A 17,456-nucleotide genomic window follows, 5' to 3' on the forward strand; every position below is an offset into this window, starting at 1 on the left:
AAGGTCGGCGGCGACGTACGGGTGGCGAGCCTGAACACCCTCAACTGGTTCACCACGCTGGGCTCGCGCGGCGCCACCACCGCCGTGGAGCGCGACCGCCAGCTCGCCAAGCTGGTCTCCACCCTGAAGGGCCTCAACCCCGACGTCGCCGGCCTGATGGAGGTCGAGAACAACGGGACCACCGCGCTGAACACGCTCGTCGCCGCGCTCAACGCGGCCGTCGGCGCGGGTACCTACCAGGGCATCACCTCGCCGATCCCCGGCACCGACGCCATCCAGGTGGCGCTGATCTACAAGCCCGCGGTGCTCACTCCGGTCGGCGGCGCCCAGTCCTCGGCCGACCCGGTGTTCCGCCGGCCGCCGCTCATCCAGAACTTCAAGCGGGCCAAGGGCGGCGACGGGACCACCTTCGCCATGATCGTCAATCACTTCAAGTCCAAGGGCTGTGGCGGCGCGACCGGCGCCGACCTCGACCAGGGCGACGGGCAGAGCTGCTTCAACGCCGAGCGGGTCCGCCAGGCCCAGGCCGTGCTCGGTCTGATCGACGGCCTCAAGCTGGCCAACCCGGTGGTGCTCGGCGACCTCAACGCCTACGGCGAGGAGGACCCGATGCACACCCTGGAGGCGGCCAAGCTCGTCAGCGTCAGCAAGAAGTTCCTCGGCAAGAAGGACCGCTACAGCTACGTGTTCGGCGGCCTGTCGGGCGAGCTCGACCACGTGCTGGTCGGCAAGAAGCTGCTCGACCGGGTGACCGGCGCGACCATCTGGCACATCAACGCCGACGAGGGCCGGTTCCTGGACTACAACACCGAGTTCAACTCGCCCGCCCTCTATTCGCCGGAGGCGTTCCGCTCCTCCGACCACGACCCCCTGCTCTTCGGCCTGCACCTGAAGAAGGACTGACGCGGCCCACCCGCGAGGAACCGGCGGACGCGGCCACGTAGGCCGCGCGAGCACGCGGAGCCCCGGCCGCCATCGCCTCTGGCGGCCGGGGCTCCGCCGTGTGCGCGCCGCGATCACTCGGGCGCGCGCAGGCAGAGGCCCGGCGCCGGGCCGCGGCACGAGGTGGAACGGCGGGGCGGAGCCGCCGCCACGTCGTGAACGGCGAGGGTGGCGGCCGGTTCGCGATGGATGCGGGATTCAAGTGATTTGTAAGCGCACGCCAAGCCGTCGCCACTAGCTTTTCCCCAGCGACAAGATCACAAGGAAAGGCACGATATGTCCATCACCCTCCGCCGCCACGCTCTCGCCGTCTCCGCGGCCGCGATCCTCGTCTCGCTCACCACCGCCTGTGGCGGCGGCAGCACCCAGGCGGTCTGCCAGGACGCCGTCAAGGCGTTCCAGGACTACAGCACGCAGGCCGCGGCCGGCGCCGGCAACCTGCAGGCCTTCAACACCGCGACCGCCGACCTGGCGACCAAGCTCAAGGACCTGTCCGGCAAGGCCGACGGCGACCTGGCGACGACGCTGTCCGAGCTGTCCACGACCTGGGGCGGCATCAAGATCGACCCGGCCAACCCGGCCACCGCGGCGACCGAGCTGACCAAGCTCGGCACCCAGGCCACCGAGGCCACCCAGAAGCTGGCGCAGAACTGCTCCTAGCGGGTTGCCGGCGCGGCGCCGGCCGGGGCTCATCCCCGATTCCCGCGATCGCCCGCCGCAGGCCCGTGCCCGCGCGGCGCGTCCACACCGGTCACCCCTGTCGCGGGGGTGGCCGGCCCTGTTTCCCGGCTCGTCGACCCCTGCCGCCGCCGGACGGCGCGAGGTGCGGAATTCGCCGGATGGGTACATGGTTATGCCGACCGGATATCGACGAGCGACGAGACGAGGCATCACTGTGGCGACCATCGCGGTGACCGAGAATAACTTCAACGACATCGCCGACGAGGGCATCGTCCTTCTCGACTTCTGGGCGGCGTGGTGCGGGCCGTGCCGCACCTTCGGGCCGATCTTCGAGAAGGCGTCGGAGAAGCACCAGGACATCAAGTTCGGCAAGATCGACACCGAGGCCGAGCGGGCTCTGGCGGAGGGGTTCGAGATCACCTCCATCCCGACCGTCATGGCGATCCGTGACGGCATCGTGGTCTTCGCCCAGCCGGGCGCGCTTCCCGAGCCCGCCCTGGAGGACCTCATCAGGCAGGTGCGCGCGCTGGACATGGAGGCCATCCGCAAGGAGATCTCCGAGGACATCGACGCGGGCCGCGCCGCTGGTCCCGAGGACGGCAGCCGCCCCTGACCCCCGCCGCCGCGTTCCCGGGGCCAGGTCGCGCCCGGCCGGTGAACGCCGCGAAGACGCGAGAGAGCCGGTCCCCGCACGGGGGACCGGCTCTCTCCGTGCAGCGGACCGGTCAGCTCGAGCGGTAGAGCTCGGCCACCCGGAAGGCCAGGTCGAGGGACTGGCCGCGGTTCAGGCGCGGGTCACAGGCGGTCTCGTAGCGCAGCGCCAGATCCTCCTCCACGATCGGGTGGCCGCCGCCGACGCACTCGGTCACGTCGTCGCCGGTGAACTCGATGTGGATGCCGCCGGGGTGGGTGCCGAGGGCGTGGTGCACCTCGAAGAAGCCGGCGACCTCGTCCAGCACGTCGTCCAGCCTGCGGGTCTTGTGGCCGCTCGGCGCCTCGAAGGTGTTGCCGTGCATCGGGTCGCAGATCCACCCGACCTGGGCGCCGCTCGCCTGGATCTTCTCCACCAGGGTGGGCAGCGCGTCGCGCACCCGGGTGGCGCCCATGCGGGTGATGAAGGTCAGCCGGCCCGGCTCGTTGGCCGGGTTGAGCTTGTCGATGAGCGCGAGGGCGTCCTCCGGCGAGGTGGTCGGGCCGAGCTTCACCCCGATCGGGTTGCGGATGCGGCTGAAGAACTCGACGTGCGCGCCGTCGAGCTGCCGGCTGCGCTCGCCGATCCACACCATGTGGGCCGACACGTCGTAGGGCAGTCCGGTGCGCGAGTCGACGCGGGTCAGCGCACGGTCGTAGTCGAGGATCAGCGCCTCGTGCGAGGAGTAGAACTCCACGGTGTGGAACTCCTCGGGATCGGCCCCGCAGGCCCGCATGAACGCGAGTGCCTGGTCGATCTCGCGGGCGAGCTGCTCGTAGCGGCGACCGGCCGGCGACTCGGCCACGAAGTCCTGGTTCCAGGCGTGCACCTGACGCAGGTCGGCGTACCCGCCCTTGGTGAACGCGCGGGCGAGGTTGAGCGTCACCGCGGCGGAGTGGTAGGCCCGCAGCAGCCGCTGCGGGTCGGGCGTGCGGGCCTCGGGGGTGAAGTCGAAGCCGTTCACCATGTCGCCGCGGTAGGCGGGCAGCTCGACGCCGCCCCTGACCTCGGTCGGCTTGGACCGGGGCTTGGCGAACTGCCCCGCCACCCGGCCGATCTTGACCACGGGCACCCGGCCGGCGTAGGTGAGCACGATGGCCATCTGCAGCAGGGTCTTCAGCTTGTTACGCACGTTGTCGGCGGTGGCCCCCGCGAAGGTCTCGGCACAGTCGCCGCCCTGCAGGACGAAGGCCTCGCCCCGGGCCACCGCGGCGAGCCGGTCCTTCAGCTCGTCGCACTCGCCGGCGAACACCAGTGGTGGCAGCCCCTTAAGCTCGGCGACCACCCGCTCGAGGGCGGCGCGGTCGGGCCACTCGGGCTGTTGCGCGGCGGGCAGCTCCCGCCAGGAATCGAGGTTGATCGGCTCTGCGCTCACGCTAAAAGGCTATTGCACCTTCCCGCCGTTGACAGCGTCGATGTCCACAAGGTGAGAAACGCTTTCTCAATATTGCGCCCTTGTCGGCGAACCGGCGCGGATCTCGGGCGTGCGGACGTGCTCGGGCAGGACGCCGAGACCGATGAAGCGGCGGGCGAGCGCACCGATCAGCGGCAGGCGGGACATGCCGCGAGGCAGCCGGACCGGGGTGGGGGAGCCGCGCAGCGCCGGCCGGATGATCCTGGCCTGGACCACGCGCTGGGCGAACTGCGTGATCACCGTGGGCGGCGTGCGGCGCCGCTGCACCCTGGCCAGTAGCGCCTCGGGGACGTTCCCGGCGCGCAGCGCCCCGGCGAGCAGGTTGGCGGCGGCCACCGCGTCCTGTACGGCCAGATTGATGCCGACGCCGAACACCGGCGACATGGCGTGGGCGGCGTCCCCGATGAGCAGCAGCCCCGGCCGATGCCAGCGGCGCAGCCGGTTCACGGCGACCCGCAGCACGCTCACCTCGTCCATGCTCGCGAGCATCTCGGTCCGGCCGGCGAGGAAGGGCAGCAGGGAGGCCACGGCGGCGCGCAGCGACGCGACGCCCGCGGCCTTGACCCGCTCGTGGTCACCCTTGGGGATCAGATAGGCGAGCTGCCAGTACGTCTCGCGGTTGATCGCCACCATCATCCGCCCGGCGGACACGCGCAGGATCGCATCGACGGGGTCGTCCTGCTCGCGCGGCAGCCGGAACCACAGCGCGTCCATGGGCGCGCCGTGCTCCACCGGGACGAGGCCGGCCGCCCGCCGCACGTCCGAGTGCCGCCCGTCGGCGCCGACGGTGAGCGTCGCCCGCAGCTCGTGCTCGCCGTCGCGGTCACGGTAGCGCAGGCCGCGTACCGCGCCGCCCTCCCTGATCAGCCCGGTGACCTCGGCCTCCATCAGCAGCCGGAACCCCGGGTAGCGCCGCGCCGCCTCGGTGATCAGGTTGAGGAAGTCCCACTGCGGGACGAACGTGATGTAGGGGAACCTGCTCTTCAGCCCGCGCAGGGAGGCCGCCTCGATCTCGCGCTCGTCGGTCCACACCATCACCCGGTCGGCCTTGCGGTGCGGCAGCGCCAGGAGCGCGCGGGCGAGCCCGAGCTCGTCGAGCACCTGCATGGTCGAGGGATGGATGGTGTCCCCGCGGAAGTCGCGCAGGAAGTCGGCGTGCTTCTCCAGCAGCGTCACCTCCACCCCCGCGCGGGCGAGGAGAAGGGCGAGCACGGCCCCGGCGGGGCCACCACCGGCGATCGCACATGTTGTCTGCATTTTTCATCACCCGTTGAAATTATGGCACACCTCGCTCCCCGGAGGAATAACCCCGGCAGGTAAGGGCAGTCGGGGGGTGCCCACGAAGGGCGACACCGAGGCGACTAGGAGTTGAGGTCACATGATCGTGCTGGGCCTGCTCTTGATCGTCCTCGCCGGCGCGGCACTGGTCGCGGTGGCGAACGACGAGACCGGCGGCATCGCGGCTTCTGTCACGGTGCTCGACCGTACGCTCCAGCTCAGCAAGCTGGAGCTTTTCCTGGCCGGGGCGGCCACCGCCGCGCTCTTCCTCATCGGCCTGATGGTTCTCACGGCCGGGATGCGCCGCGCCGGCGCGCGCCGCAAGAAGCTGCGCGAAGCCCGGGTCGAGACGCGCGACCGCGTCGCGCGCCTGGAGGAGGAGAAGCGGCGCCTGGAGCGCCGGCTGGAGGACGAGCGGGCGTCCGCGCCGGCCGCCACCGCGCCGGACGGGCGCGCTGCCACGCCCACGCCGGCCGGACGGCACGCCCACGTGCCCGACGGTGACGGCGTCGACGGCGGAGCCGAGGGGCCGGTCGTCCCGCGGCAGACCGACCGCCGGGCGCACGCCGACGGTGAGGGCCAGGCGACCGTTCCGACGCGCGGCCCGGAGACCCACGCGGGCGACCAGCTGGTCGCCGGGCACCGCGCCGACCGGGACGCGAGCGTCTGACATGCCGGCGGACACCAGTGGTGAGCGGCTCGCCGTCCGGGGACCGGGTCCCTGGGCGGCGCTGCCGGTCCGCCGCCGTCTCTCGCGGCCCGTCGAGCACCGCTGCCGCACGCGGCGGCCGCGCCGCCGCCGCCCGTCCCCGCCGCGCGCGGCGGTACGGCCACCGCGGCCTGCGGTGAACGTGTGCCGGCGGCCGGGGCCCGCCTCGGTGCGTCAGCGCTGCGTGAGGAAGGCCAGGCAGTTGGTCACCCCGGCCGTGGCCGGCTCCCGGATGCGCGCGTAGTCCTCCGGAGGGTACTGCCGAGGCCCGTCCTCCACCAGGAGGATCAGGTTGAGGTACAGCCGGTACAGCATCTCCCGCGTGCGGGCCTGCGGTGTCAGATCGAGCCTGCCGCCCGCCTTGCGGTAGCCCACCAGCATCGGGTCGTCCTCGCGCAGCTCCTGGAAGATCGTCGGAGTGATGAAGTCGGCGAGCGGGTCCCCCCAGAACGCCCGCTCGTGGTCGATGAGGGCCTCGACGCGCGGCGGGCCGTCCCCGGCGGTGGACACGAACACGTTGCCGGGCCAGATGTCGAAGTGCACCAGCCTGGGCGCGGTCACCTCGTCCAGCGCGTGCGCGTTGGCGTGGATCGCGCGGGCGATCTCCACCAGGGAGCACGGCAGCGAGGTGCCGTAGCGGACCGCGTCGTCCAGCAGGGCGCCCGTCATCACCACGAAGGCGTCCCGCCAGGTCTCCCCGGTCAGCCCGGCGTACGGGTAGCCGTAGACGCCCTGGCCGGGGATGCCGTGCAGCGTGTGCAGGTGGTGCCCGACCTCGTACCGCAGCGCGCGGTGGTCGGCGTCGGTGAGCGAGGACGCCTGGTTCCACGCGATGCCGTCCAGCGCCGAGAAGATCAGATAGTCGCCGCCCAGGACGGGGTCGTCGAACCGCGAGTACAGCAGCCGCGGCATCGGGACGCCGGTGGGGGCGGCCAGGTGGTACACCAGCGCCTCGGTGCGCAGCAGGTGGCGCTCGTAGCCGAGCTGGACGAGGTCCGGCGGCGGGGCGACCTTGAGGACGACCTGGTGGTCGTCGTCGAGGGTCACCCGCCACACCGCGTTGGCGAACCCGTCGGTGAGCTCCTCGGCGGACCGCACGCCCCTGCCGAGTGCGTCACGGATCAGCGCGTCGAGCTGGGCGGCCGACAGCCTGCGCTTGGTCCTGCTCTCCATCGCTCAAATCACTCTTCGTCCGGTCGAGACGGTCGGGGGGGACCGAGGTGCGGGAGGTCAGACGGCGGAGATGGTCCAGGTGACCTCGTGCTTGCCGCCCGGGTCGAGGACGACGAGGTCGGTGCCGGTGTTGAACGCGTCGGGCGGGCAGGTCATCGGCTCCACGGCGATGCCGCGGTGGCCGAACCCGGTGCCCGTGCACACCTGCACCCACGGCATGGCGGCGGCGTCCCAGGAGATCTGCACCGCGCCGCGCTCGCCGGTCAGCCGCACCCGGGCGAGCCCGTCGGGACCGGCGGTCACCCCGGTGAAGGCCTCGTCGATCGCGTAGGCGCCGAGCGGGCGGGGCGCGCGGAAGTCGTAGGGGGTGCCGTCGACCGGCTCCAGCCCGGTCGGGATCAGCACCTCGTCGACGCGCAGCACGCGGCCGGCGGGCAGGTCGAGCTCCCAGCCCTCCTCGGCGCCGTCGTCGGCGATCAGCCACGGGTGCGGACCGCAGCCGTACGGGGCCGGGCGGTCGCCGATGTTCTCGGCGGTGAGCGTCGTGGCCAGGCCCTGCGGGCTCAGGGCGTAGCGCACCTGCAGCGCCAGCCGGAACGGGTAGCCCGGGGTCGGCTCGATGGTGTGCGCCAGCCGGGCGACGCCCTGGTCGTCGGCGGTGGACGGCTCGATGAGCTCCCAGTCGGCGAAGGCCACCAGGCCGTGCAGCGCGTGGCCACGGTCGGGCTCGTTGATCGGCACCTCGTACGGCTCGCCGTGGAAGGTGTAGCGGCCGCGGGCGACGCGGTTGGGCCAGGGAGCCAGCAGGGTGCCGCTGTAGTGCGGGACGGGACCGTCGACCGGCCAGCTCGCCACCAGGTCACGGTCGCCGTGCCTGAGCACGCGCAGTGCGGCCCCCCTCTTGGTCACCTCGGCGTGATAGCCGCCACCGCGGAGAACGTACTGAGGCACGGGGGAATCCTCTCATCAACGGACAGACGCCAAGAATCCGGGTGGCACCACGGGGTGCCGGTCCATCATCCAGGTCCCTCCGCGGTGGGCCGACGGTGGGGCCGGACAAGTGGGAGCGCTCCCATGGCGCCCAAAGGTAGGGCGTTTGGGAGGACGAGTCAACTAAAGCAGTGAATACGGACACACCTGCGGGGTTTCGGCTCCGGCTGCCTCTGCCGGGGAAACCGCAGGTCGATCTCATCTCGCAACTCGCATGGAGCCCGGGCGCCGCGTAGTCCCGCTGTGTCACCGCCGGCGTCTGGCGTGCGGAAATTCCCCGCACGGACGGTCACGCCCGCTGTCAGAACGCTCGGTGACCACGTCAGGTTACCGGCGAATCCGCCCTGGGGGGAGACCTCCGACCATACGAATTGTGACCACCCTCACGAACACCGTCCGAAACCCGGCCGGAACACGCCCGGCGCGCCCCGGCTCGGACCTGCTAGCGTCGCCGCTCGTGACGGACCTTGCCACGAATCCCGTGCCCGGCCGGGCGGCGGAGCCGGTGACGGGCGCGGTGTACGCCGGGCGCGCCGGGGTGGACGCGGCGGGCGACAAGGGCTGGCTGCTCGGGCACTTCAAGCCGCCCGCGGACCCGCGCCACAGCGACGACGTCGAGATCAAGTGGGGCGTGCACCCGCCGGGCGAGCGCCGCGCCGAATGGGCGACCGGCGAGCGGCGCACCGCCCTGCTCGTGCTGATCAGCGGAAGGTTCCGGGTGGAGTTCCCCGACCGCACCGTGCGGCTGACCGAGCAGGGGGACTACGTGGTCTGGGGCCGCGGGGTCGACCACTCCTGGTTCGCCGAGCAGGCCTCGGTGGTCCTGACCGTCCGCTGGCCCTCCATCCCCGGATACGCCGTCGGCGCCGCCCCGCCTCCCGCCTGACGGCGCCTCTCGCCGTGCGGAGGGACCAAAGTCCCGCGGCGGCCAGGTCGAAGTACCCGCGTGGGCGGGTCCGGCGGCTCTAGGGGACGCATGCGCGGCTTCGGAAGGCTTTGCCGTGACCGCCCCGGAGACCGGGGCGCACCGGGCCCCGCCGTCTCCGTGCCCGCGCCGGAGGGCACGGAGACGACGGCATCCGGCAGGCCCGCTGTGTATGGTGAGCGGGCGGGCGCCGGAAGATCTTCGCGCCGGAGACGGCCCCGGCGCTCGCGCCGCACCGGGCGGCCGGCCCGGCCGGCGCCGTCGTCCGCGAGAGGGTGCCATCGTGAGCCAAGACCACACCGGCAAGGTCGCCCTGATCACGGGCGGTGGGAACGGCATCGGCGCCGCCACCGCCCGCCGCCTCGCCGCGGGCGGCGCCAAGGTGGTCATCGCGGACATCGACCTGGCCGCGGCCGAGCGGGTCGCGGCCGAGACCGGCGGGATGGCCGCGCACTGCGATGTGCGGCGGGCCGCCGACAGCGAGAGCGCCGTCGCCCTCGCGATCGAGCGGTACGGGCGGCTGGACGTGGCCTTCCTCAACGCGGGCGTGCTCACCGGCTGCGGCCTGGGCGACGACTTCAACCTGGAGCGCTACCGGCTCGCCATGGGGGTCAACCTCGACGGGGTCGTGTTCGGTGTGCACGCGGCGCTGCCCGCGCTGCGGGCGACCGGCGGCGTCATCGTGGCCACCGCCAGCATGGCGGGCATCATCGGCCTCCAGGAGGATCCGATCTACGCCGCCACCAAGCACGCCGTCGTCGGGCTGGTGCGCTCGCTCGGCCCGGCGCTCGCCGCCGACGGCGTCAGGGTGCAGGCCCTGTGCCCGTCCTACGCCGACACGGCGATCCTCCGCGACGCCAGGGCCTGGCTGGAGGAGATCGGGATCCCCGTCCTGCCGGTCGAGGCCGTCGTGGACGCCTTCGAGCGGCTGCTCGCGAGCGAGGGCACCGGTGAGTGCTGGTTCGTCGTCCCCGGCCGCGAGAGCGCGCCCTTCGAGTTCCGCGGCGCCCCCGGCCCGCGCGCCTAGATTGGCTGCTGCGCGCCGCGCGCTCCGGCCAGGAGCGCCCACGCGGGGCGGGCGCGCGGCGAGGCGAAGGGTCCGCGTGCCGCGACCATCACCGGGCCGGAGGAGGGCTCAGGGGAGGAGGCCGGTGGTGATGAGGTCGCGGTACCACAGGGCGCTGTCCTTGGGGGTTCTGCGCTGGGTGGCGTAGTCGACGTGCACGATGCCGAACCGGGCGCTGTAGCCCTCGGCCCACTCGAAGTTGTCCAGCAGCGACCACACGTAGTAGCCCTCCACGGGCACGCCCTCGGCCAGCGCGTCGCGCACGGCCGTCAGGTGGTCGCGCAGGAAGGCGACCCGCCCGGGGTCGGCCACCCGGCCGTCCGGCCCCACCTCGTCCGGAGCGGGCACGCCGTTCTCGGTGATGACGATCGGCACCTCGGGATAGTCCGACTTCAGCCGCATCAGCGTGTCGTACAGCCCGCGGGGATAGACCTCCAGCCAGTCGAGCTGCGCCGTGGGGTACTTCTGGACCCGGTTGCCCTCGCCGTCCACGAAGCGCGGCGTGTAGTACTGCACGCCGAGCACGTCGATCGGCTCGCTGATCACCGCGAGGTCGCCGTCCAGGACGCGTTCCGGCATCGGGCTGCGCTCGCCGATCCACGCCAGCGTGTCCTCCGGATAGGCGCCGGTGAAGATCGGATCCAGGTAGAGGCGATTCTCCAGGCCGTCCTGGTGCCAGGCCATCTTCGCCGCGGCGGGGGAGGGGTCGGCGGCGTAGGAGGGGTGCAGGTTCAGCGCCGGGCCGATGCGGCGCCCGGGGTGGGCCTGGTGCAGCGCCTGGGCGGCCAGCCCGTGGCCGAGCAGCAGGTGGTGCAGGACCACGAACGCCTTGGCGTCGTCCTGCACGCCCGGGGCGTGGATGCCCCAGCGGTGGCCGCACTCCACGACGGTCTTGGGCTCGTTGACGGTGAGCCAGTCGCGGATGTCCAGCGCGTCGAACACGATGGCCGCGTAGTCGGCGAACCGCGCGGCGGTGTCGCGGTTCTCCCAGCCGCCGGCGTCCTGCAGGGCCTGGGGCAGATCCCAGTGGAACAGCGTGGCCATGGGGGCGATGCCGCGCTCGCGCAGCCCGTCGACCAGGCGGCGGTAGAAGTCCAGGCCCCGCTGCTCGGGCTTGCCCGCGCCGTCCGGCTGCACCCGCGGCCAGGCGATGGAGAAGCGGTAGCCGCGCAGGCCGAGGGAGGCCATCAGGTCGAGGTCCTCGCCGTGGCGGTGGTAGTGGTCGGCGGCCACGGCGCCGGTGTCGCCGTCCTTGACGTTGCCGGGGACCGCGCAGAAGGTGTCCCAGACGGACACCCCCCGGCCGTCCTCGCCGGCGGCGCCCTCGATCTGGTAGGCGGAGGTCGCCGCACCCCAGACGAACTCGTCGGGGAAACGCTGCTCAGGCACGGGGGTTCTCCTTCGCGCAGGTGGGGGGAGCGCGGCGACGCGACGGCCCGGGCTCCCGGCCGTGAGGGGTGCCCGGGCCGCCGACGGATGGGGGTCAGGCCGAGCCGCGCTCGACCAGGTGGGTGTCCAATATGACGACCGGCTGCTCCAGCCGTTCGCCGTTGATCCGGGAGACCAGCAGTTGCGCCATCTGGCGCCCCATGTCCTCGGTCGGCTGGTGGACGCTCGTCAGCGGCGGCTCGGTGTGCGCCGCCACCGCCGAGTCGTCGAAGCCGATCACCGCGACGTCGTCCGGGATGATCTTCCGGTGGTCCTTCAGCACGCGCATCGCGCCGAAGGCCATCGGGTCGGAGGCGGTGAACACCGCGTCCAGCGTCGGGTGCTGCTGGAGCAGGCGCTGCATCGCCGTGACCCCGCTGGCCTCGCTGAAGTCGCCGTAGGCCACGATCTCGGGCATGCCGGTGGCCAGCAGCGCGTCGCGGTAGCCGGCCAGACGGTCGACGCCCACGCCCATGTCCTGCGGGCCGGCGATGGTGGCGATCCGCCGGCGGCCCCGGCCGAGGAGGTACTTGACCGCCTGCCGGGCACCGGCCCGGTTGTCCATGTCGACGTAGCTGTAGGGCGTGAACCCCACCGGGCGGCCGCCGAGGACGGTGGGCACGCCCATCTCCTCCAGCCGGCCGGGCAGCGGGTCGGCGCCGTGCAGGGAGATCAGCAGGACGCCGTCCACGTGCTGGCCGGTAAGGTAGAGCTCCAGACGCTCGTGCTCGTCGCTCGACTGCGCCATCGCGAGGATGAGCTGGAGCCCGGTCTCCGACAGCGACGAGCCGATGCCGCGGATGATGCCCGCGAAGAACGGCTCGTCGAAGATGCGCTGCTCGGATTCCGAGACCACCAGCGCGATCGTGTCGGTGCGTCTGGTGACCAGGGTGCGCGCCGCCCGGTTCGGCACATAGCCGAGCTCGTCGATCGCCTGCTGCACCGCCTCGCGCGCCTTCTCGCTCACCTTCGGCGAGCCGTTGATCACGCGCGACACCGTGCCGCGGCCGACCCCGGCGCGAGCGGCGACGGCCTCGAGGGTCGGTCGCGCTGCTCCCGAGCGGCGGTCCCCGTTCATCAAAGTTGCCCCCTCCTTGACGGCTAGGCCTATTCTGCCGGACCGAGGAGCCCGCCTCTGCGGATCGTGTCGGCGTACCAGAAGGCACTGGACTTCGGCGTCCTGCGCTGCGTCTCGTAGTCGACGTACACCAGCCCGAACCGCTTGCCGTAGCCCCAGGCCCACTCGAAGTTGTCCATCAGGGACCAGGCGAAGTACCCCTTGAGGGGGATGCCGGCCTGGATGGCCGCGTGGCAGCTGCGCAGGTGCGCCTCGATGTAGGCCAGGCGCTCCTGGTCGTCCACCGCGCCGTCGAGCACGACGTCCTCGAACGCCGCGCCGTTCTCCGAGATGACCAGGGGGATGCTCGGGTACTCGGTGGCGACGCGCTGCAGCACCTCCAGCAGGCCGAGGTCGTCGATCTCCCAGCCCATCGAGGTGACCGGCCGTCCGCCGTTGACGAAGGACACGTGCTCGTTGCCGGGCCAGGGCGACCCGGCGCCGGTCGGGGCCGCCGCCGCGGATGCCGCGCCGCCCGGCTTCCCCGAGACGGTGAAGCGGCTGTAGTAGTTCACCATCAGGGTGTCGAACGGCGTGGAGATGATCTCCATGTCGCCGTCCTGGACGAAGTCGATGGGGGCGACCGCGCTGAGGTCCTCCAGGACGTCCTGCGGGTAGGAGCCCTTCAGCAGCGCGTCCAGGAAGAACCGGTTCTGCAGTCCGTCGATGCGCCGGGCGGCGTCCAGGTCGGCCGCGTCTTCGCTGGCAGGGCTGATCGCGTACAGGTTGACCGACCCGCAGATACGGGCGTCGGCGTCCTGCGCGCGCAGCGCCTGGACGGCCAGGCCGTGCGCCAGGTTGAGGTGGTGGGCGGCCCTGATCGAGGCCGCCGGCTCCCGCCGGCCGGGGGCGTGCTCGCCGGAGGAGTAGCCGAGGAAGGCGGCGCACCACGGCTCGTTGACCGTGCTCCAGTTCTTCACACGGTCGCCGAGGGCCTGGTGGACGCAGGCGGCGAAGTCGGCGAAGCGCTTCGACGTGTCGCGTGCGGGCCACCCGCCGAGGTCCTCGAGCGCCTGGGGCAGGTCCCAGTGGTACAGGGTCAGCCAGGGCTCGATGCCGTTGGCCAGCAGCTCGTCGACCAGGCGGCGGTAGAAGTCCAGGCCGGCCTGGTTCACCTCGCCCGCTCCCTGGGGCATGATCCTCGGCCAGGACACCGAGAACCGGTAGGCGGTCAGGCCGAGGTCGGCCATGACGGCCACGTCGTCACGGTAGCGCCGGTAGTGGTCGATGGCCACGTCCGCGTCGTCGCCGTTGAGCACGCGTCCAGGCTGCCGGACGAACGTGTCCCAGATCGAGGTCCCGCGCCCGTCCGCGCCGGTCGCGCCTTCGATCTGGTACGCCGAGGTGGCCGCTCCCCAGACGAAGCCGGTGGGGAACGCCAGGGCGGGGATGTCGGTCTGGGGTTGAGTCTCCTGCGTGGTCACGCTTTGACCGCACCTTCCATGAGTCCGCCGACGATCTGCCGGCCGAACGCGACGAAAACGATAACGAGCGGTAGTACGGAGAGGGCAGTTCCGGTGAAGATCAGGACGTAGTCCGTGCTGTGTGCCGCGGTGAGGAAGCTGATCGACACCTGGACCGTGGGGTTCTCCGGGCTCAGGACGATGAGCGGCCACATGAACTCGTTCCAGTTCAGCATGAACGTCTGCAACGCCAGGACGGCCATGCCGGGCCGTACGGCGGGCAGGATCACGTTCCACCAGATGCGCATGGTGGACGCGCCGTCCACCCGCGCCGCCTCGACCAGCTCATCGGGCACGGCCTGGTCGGTGTACTGCGTCATCATGAACACACCGAAACCGTTGAGCAGGTAGGGCAGGATGACGGCCTTCAGCGTCCCGACCCAGCCGAGACTCACCATCAGCTGGTAGAGCGGGACGATGCCCATCTGCTGCAGCGGCACCATCATCGTGATGAGGATCGAGCCGAGCAGCAGGTTGCGGCCGCGGAAGTGGAGACGGGCGAAGGCGAAGCCCGCGAAGGTCGAGATGATCACGACGGAGAACGTCACCGTCGAGGTGACGATCAGCGAGTTCACCAGACCGGTGATGAAGTGCGCGTCCTCGGTGTTGAGCACCCGCTGGACGTTCTCCCCGAGGTTCCCGCCGGGCAGCAGCGGGGGCGGCACGTCGACCGCGTCGCGGTTGGTCCGCGAGGCGATGATGACCATCCAGTAGATGGGGAAGATGGACAGCAGAACGGTGAAGCCGAGCGCGACCTTGGTCAGCGGGGTCGCGCGGAACGGATCCCGTTTGCTGCGCGCTCCGCTCCGCCGCGCGGGCCCGGCCTGCGTGATCGCGGTCACTTGGCGCCTCCGATCCGCCGGATGAACAGGTAGTTGATGCCGACGCCCAGCAGGATCAGGACGAACAGCAGCCAGGCCGCGGCGGCGGCGTAGCCGTAGTCGAAGTTGCGGAACGCCTGCTCGACGATGTACATGGCGATCGTCTGGAACTGGCCGGTGGCGCCGCCGTCCATGCGGTTGCTGGCGAACATCACCGGCTCGGCGAACAGCGTGAGACCGCCGATCGTCGAGACGAAGACGGTGAAGATGATCGTCGGCCGGATCATCGGCAGGGTGATCTGCCAGAACTGGCGGCGCGGCGAGGCGCCGTCGATCGAGGCGGCCTCGTAGAGGTCCTTGGGGATGGTCTGCATGCCGGCGAGGTAGATGATCGCGTTGTAGCCGGTCCAGCGCCAGTCGACCATGGTCGCGATCGCGATCCAGGAGGACCACTTGGCGCTCTGCCAGTCGATGTGCTGCTCGACGCCCACGAATTCGAGCAGCCAGTTGATCAGGCCGAAGTCGCGGCCGTAGAGCTGGGTGAAGACGATGGCGACGGCGACCACCGAGGTGACCAGCGGCACCAGGACGCCCAGCCGGAAGAACAGCCGGCCGCGCAGGCGCTTGTTCAGCGCGTTGGCGAGCATGAGCGCGAGGACGAGCTGCGGGACCGTGGCGAGGATGAAGATGCCGACGGTGTTGACGACGGCGTTCCAGAAGTCGGAGTCCGCCAGCAGCTTGGAGTAGTTCTCCAGCCCGGTGAACGAGGCGTCGCCGCCGGCGAGGCCGTAGTCCTGGAGGGAGACCCAGAAGGTGAAGATCAGCGGGAACAGGCCGAAGATCGCGAAAAGCAGGAAGTACGGGGAGATCAGGAAGTACGGGGCCGCCTTGAGGTCCAACTGCGACCAGAAGCGGCGGCGGGAGCGGGACTGGTGGCGTCCCGGCCGTGGCGGCGGTGGCGCCGGATCCGCCCGCTGTGTGTGGAGGTTGACGCTCATCGGAAATTCCGGGATCTCCCCATGCGGCGGGCGGCCGCGGGACGAGGACCCCATTCTCCTTCTTTCGTCGGTAACGGTCGATGCTGTGCCCGCTACCAAGCGATGAACCAAGCTCGTCATCGGTGCTGGAAGAGGGCCTGCGCGGAGCGGGGGCGGCGGGTTCCGCCGCCACACCGCTCGCTACGGCAGGTCACCGGCCCGCCGGGGTGTGCCCCGGCGAGCCGGTGACGGGCGGGACGGTCAGCCCGCCGCCTTCTGACCCGCCTCGACGAACTTCTGCCATGCCTGGTCGGCCGGCACCGAACCCTGCTCCGTGCCGTTCAGCACCTGCTCCACCTCGCGCTTGACCTGCGCGTGCTTTTCACCGAGGAAGATCGGCTGCAGCGACTTGATGGACGGACCGAAGATCTTGCCGATGGGCGCGTTGTTGAAGTACTCGTTGGTCGCGCTCTGCAGCTCGGGGTTGTCCTGCGCCGGGATGGTGCTGGGCAGGTTGCCACCCTCCTTGAACGCCAGCAGCTGGGCCTCGGGGCTGGTCAGGTAGCTGGCCAGCTCGGCGGCCTCCTTGGGGTGCTTGGACTGCTTGGGCACCGCGAGCCAGGAGCCGCCCCAGTTGCCGCCGCCGCCGGGGACCGTCGCGACGTCCCACTTGCCCTTGAACTCGTCACCGGCGGTGCCGGAGACCACGCCCAGCATCCAGCCCGGGCAGCCCAGGGTCGCGAACTGCGACTTGACGAAGCCGGTGTTCCAGCCGTCGGTGAAGTTCTGCAGCTTGGCGGTCAGGCCGCTGCCGCTCATCTTGGTGGCCAGGTCGAACGCGGTCTTGACGGCCGGGTTCTTGTCCACGATGAGCTGCTGGTTCTTGTCGAAGTAGGTGACGTTGCCGTTCTTGGCGGCCTCCTGCGACAGCACCACGTTGTAGATGGTGTTGATGCTGTCGATGAACTTCGCGTCCTTGACCTTGCCCTGGAACTGCTGGCCGGCCTTGATGAAGTCCTCCCAGCCGCCGCTCCAGAGCTTGCCGACCTCGTCGCGGTCGGTGGGCAGGCCGGCCTTCTTGAACAGGTCGGTGCGGTAGCAGATGCTCATGCCGCCGACGTCGGTGCCGAGGGCGAACAGCTTGCCCTCGGAGTTGACGCCGTTCTCCCACTTCCACGCGGGGAAGTCGGCCTGGCGGCTCTGCAGGCCGTACTCGCCGAGGTCGGTGAAGAACTGGGGACGGGCCTTGGCCAGACCCATGCCGCCCTCGTCGATGCCGACGACGTCACCGGCGCCGGTGCCCGACTGCAGCCACTGCAGCATCTGCGGCCAGTAGACGTTCTCGAAGCTGTCGGTCAGGTTGTTGTACTTGACCTGGACGTTGGGGTGCTCGGTGTTCCACTTCTCCACCGCGGCCTTGTAGCCGAAGTTGGTGCCGCCACCGAAGGTCTGCAGCGTAAGGGTGATCTTCTCGGCCGCCGCCGAGGACGAGCCGCTCGCGCCGCTGCCGGTGTCGCCGGAGGAGCAGGCGGTGGTGATACCGAGTGCGGCCGTCATCACCGATGCGACCGCGAGCATCTTGCCGCGGCGCATATTGTTCATCATTCCGGACCCCTCTCAGGTGGTTGCCCGATCATTGGGAGGTGTATCGAGGGCCGGCCCCGACAGTCGGGCCCACGATCTGCTGGATCCCTCAAGTCGTGATCTCGCGGGGATGAGCCTGCGAGCGAGATTTGGGAGCGCTCCCACGAAGGGTCCCCGACGGGCAACGCTGGCGTCAA

General features: G+C 71.1%; 16 protein-coding genes. 6 read left to right on the top strand and 10 right to left on the bottom strand.

The genetic code is table 11. The features are described from left to right. The 3 genes from IEY93_RS38325 to trxA all read left to right on the top strand — a co-directional run. On the top strand, positions 1 to 903 hold a 903-nt coding region (locus IEY93_RS38325), incomplete at its 5' end, for an ExeM/NucH family extracellular endonuclease (protein WP_229691274.1). 315 nt (positions 904 to 1,218) lie between these two features. Continuing rightward, positions 1,219 to 1,602 carry a DUF8711 family protein gene (locus IEY93_RS19400; protein ID WP_189164504.1) on the top strand — a complete coding sequence of 128 codons (384 nt, stop codon included), beginning with the start codon at positions 1,219 to 1,221 and terminating at the stop codon, positions 1,600 to 1,602. 250 nt (positions 1,603 to 1,852) lie between these two features. Further along, a complete protein-coding gene (trxA, locus tag IEY93_RS19405) occupies positions 1,853 to 2,236 on the top strand; it encodes a thioredoxin (protein ID WP_308425757.1) in 384 nt (127 codons plus the stop codon). Between the two features lie 112 nt (positions 2,237 to 2,348). Here trxA and IEY93_RS19410 read toward each other — a convergent pair whose 3' ends face one another. After that, positions 2,349 to 3,689: a class II 3-deoxy-7-phosphoheptulonate synthase gene (locus IEY93_RS19410; RefSeq protein WP_189164506.1), complete on the bottom strand. Its 1,341-nt coding sequence runs from the start codon at positions 3,687 to 3,689 to the stop codon at positions 2,349 to 2,351. Between the two features lie 66 nt (positions 3,690 to 3,755). Continuing rightward, complete coding sequence (locus tag IEY93_RS19415) at positions 3,756 to 4,985, bottom strand: FAD-dependent oxidoreductase (RefSeq protein WP_189164507.1); 1,230 nt, start codon at positions 4,983 to 4,985, stop codon at positions 3,756 to 3,758. A 121-nt stretch (positions 4,986 to 5,106) separates the two neighbouring features. On the opposite strand from IEY93_RS19415, the gene IEY93_RS19420 reads away from it, so the two are divergent. Continuing rightward, positions 5,107 to 5,676, top strand: coding sequence for a hypothetical protein (locus IEY93_RS19420; RefSeq protein WP_189164508.1), 570 nt, complete (start codon positions 5,107 to 5,109; stop codon positions 5,674 to 5,676). A gap of 213 nt (positions 5,677 to 5,889) precedes the next feature. Here IEY93_RS19420 and IEY93_RS19425 read toward each other — a convergent pair whose 3' ends face one another. Together IEY93_RS19425 and IEY93_RS19430 are read right to left on the bottom strand one after the other, a co-directional pair. After that, positions 5,890 to 6,888: a phosphotransferase family protein gene (locus tag IEY93_RS19425; RefSeq protein ID WP_189164509.1), complete on the bottom strand. Its 999-nt coding sequence runs from the start codon at positions 6,886 to 6,888 to the stop codon at positions 5,890 to 5,892. Between the two features lie 57 nt (positions 6,889 to 6,945). Continuing rightward, on the bottom strand, positions 6,946 to 7,839 hold the full coding sequence (locus tag IEY93_RS19430) for an aldose 1-epimerase family protein (RefSeq protein WP_189164510.1): 894 nt from the start codon (positions 7,837 to 7,839) through the stop codon (positions 6,946 to 6,948). A 496-nt stretch (positions 7,840 to 8,335) separates the two neighbouring features. On the opposite strand from IEY93_RS19430, the gene IEY93_RS19435 reads away from it, so the two are divergent. Both IEY93_RS19435 and IEY93_RS19440 read left to right on the top strand, forming a co-directional pair. Further along, entirely contained in the window at positions 8,336 to 8,764 is a 429-nt protein-coding gene (locus tag IEY93_RS19435) for a cupin domain-containing protein (RefSeq protein ID WP_229691275.1), read from the top strand. A gap of 322 nt (positions 8,765 to 9,086) precedes the next feature. Next, the gene (locus tag IEY93_RS19440) at positions 9,087 to 9,830 is read left to right on the top strand and encodes an SDR family oxidoreductase (RefSeq protein WP_229691276.1); all 744 of its coding nucleotides are present in this window, start codon (positions 9,087 to 9,089) and stop codon (positions 9,828 to 9,830) included. 108 nt (positions 9,831 to 9,938) lie between these two features. Here the strand turns inward: IEY93_RS19440 and IEY93_RS19445 are convergent, their stop codons facing one another. The 6 genes from IEY93_RS19445 to IEY93_RS19470 all read right to left on the bottom strand — a co-directional run bounded on the left by IEY93_RS19445 (position 9,939) and on the right by IEY93_RS19470 (position 17,268). Then, positions 9,939 to 11,258 carry a GH1 family beta-glucosidase gene (locus IEY93_RS19445; protein ID WP_189164512.1) on the bottom strand — a complete coding sequence of 440 codons (1,320 nt, stop codon included), beginning with the start codon at positions 11,256 to 11,258 and terminating at the stop codon, positions 9,939 to 9,941. Positions 11,259 to 11,352: 94 nt separating this feature from the next. Beyond that, positions 11,353 to 12,375: a LacI family DNA-binding transcriptional regulator gene (locus IEY93_RS19450; protein ID WP_189164513.1), complete on the bottom strand. Its 1,023-nt coding sequence runs from the start codon at positions 12,373 to 12,375 to the stop codon at positions 11,353 to 11,355. Positions 12,376 to 12,404: 29 nt separating this feature from the next. Continuing rightward, the gene (locus IEY93_RS19455; protein ID WP_189164514.1) at positions 12,405 to 13,838 is read right to left on the bottom strand and encodes a GH1 family beta-glucosidase; all 1,434 of its coding nucleotides are present in this window, start codon (positions 13,836 to 13,838) and stop codon (positions 12,405 to 12,407) included. Further along, on the bottom strand, positions 13,835 to 14,719 hold the full coding sequence (locus tag IEY93_RS19460) for a carbohydrate ABC transporter permease (RefSeq protein WP_307837603.1): 885 nt from the start codon (positions 14,717 to 14,719) through the stop codon (positions 13,835 to 13,837). The genes IEY93_RS19455 and IEY93_RS19460 overlap by 4 nt, the downstream gene beginning before the upstream one ends. Continuing rightward, positions 14,716 to 15,696, bottom strand: coding sequence for a carbohydrate ABC transporter permease (locus IEY93_RS19465; protein ID WP_189164515.1), 981 nt, complete (start codon positions 15,694 to 15,696; stop codon positions 14,716 to 14,718). Before IEY93_RS19465 ends, IEY93_RS19460 begins: the two co-directional genes overlap by 4 nt. 240 nt (positions 15,697 to 15,936) lie before the next feature. Further along, on the bottom strand, positions 15,937 to 17,268 hold the full coding sequence (locus tag IEY93_RS19470; protein WP_229691277.1) for an ABC transporter substrate-binding protein: 1,332 nt from the start codon (positions 17,266 to 17,268) through the stop codon (positions 15,937 to 15,939). Between the last annotated feature and the right edge of the window lie 188 nt (positions 17,269 to 17,456).

The sequence above is a fragment of the Sphaerisporangium melleum genome, assembly GCF_014646695.1.
Classification (GTDB): Bacteria; Actinomycetota; Actinomycetes; order Streptosporangiales; family Streptosporangiaceae; genus Sphaerisporangium; species Sphaerisporangium melleum.

What these genes read in the sequence shown, in the direction of transcription:
- IEY93_RS19400 (WP_189164504.1), top strand. Translation starts at nt 1,219, where the DNA reads ATGTCCATCACCCTCCGCCGCCACGCTCTCGCCGTCTCCGCGGCCGCG.
- IEY93_RS19415 (WP_189164507.1), bottom strand. Translation starts at nt 4,985, where the DNA reads ATGCAGACAACATGTGCGATCGCCGGTGGTGGCCCCGCCGGGGCCGTG.
- IEY93_RS19420 (WP_189164508.1), top strand. Translation starts at nt 5,107, where the DNA reads ATGATCGTGCTGGGCCTGCTCTTGATCGTCCTCGCCGGCGCGGCACTG.
- IEY93_RS19425 (WP_189164509.1), bottom strand. Translation starts at nt 6,888, where the DNA reads ATGGAGAGCAGGACCAAGCGCAGGCTGTCGGCCGCCCAGCTCGACGCG.
- IEY93_RS19450 (WP_189164513.1), bottom strand. Translation starts at nt 12,375, where the DNA reads ATGAACGGGGACCGCCGCTCGGGAGCAGCGCGACCGACCCTCGAGGCC.
- IEY93_RS19465 (WP_189164515.1), bottom strand. Translation starts at nt 15,696, where the DNA reads ATGAGCGTCAACCTCCACACACAGCGGGCGGATCCGGCGCCACCGCCG.
- IEY93_RS19470 (WP_229691277.1), bottom strand. Translation starts at nt 17,268, where the DNA reads ATGCGCCGCGGCAAGATGCTCGCGGTCGCATCGGTGATGACGGCCGCA.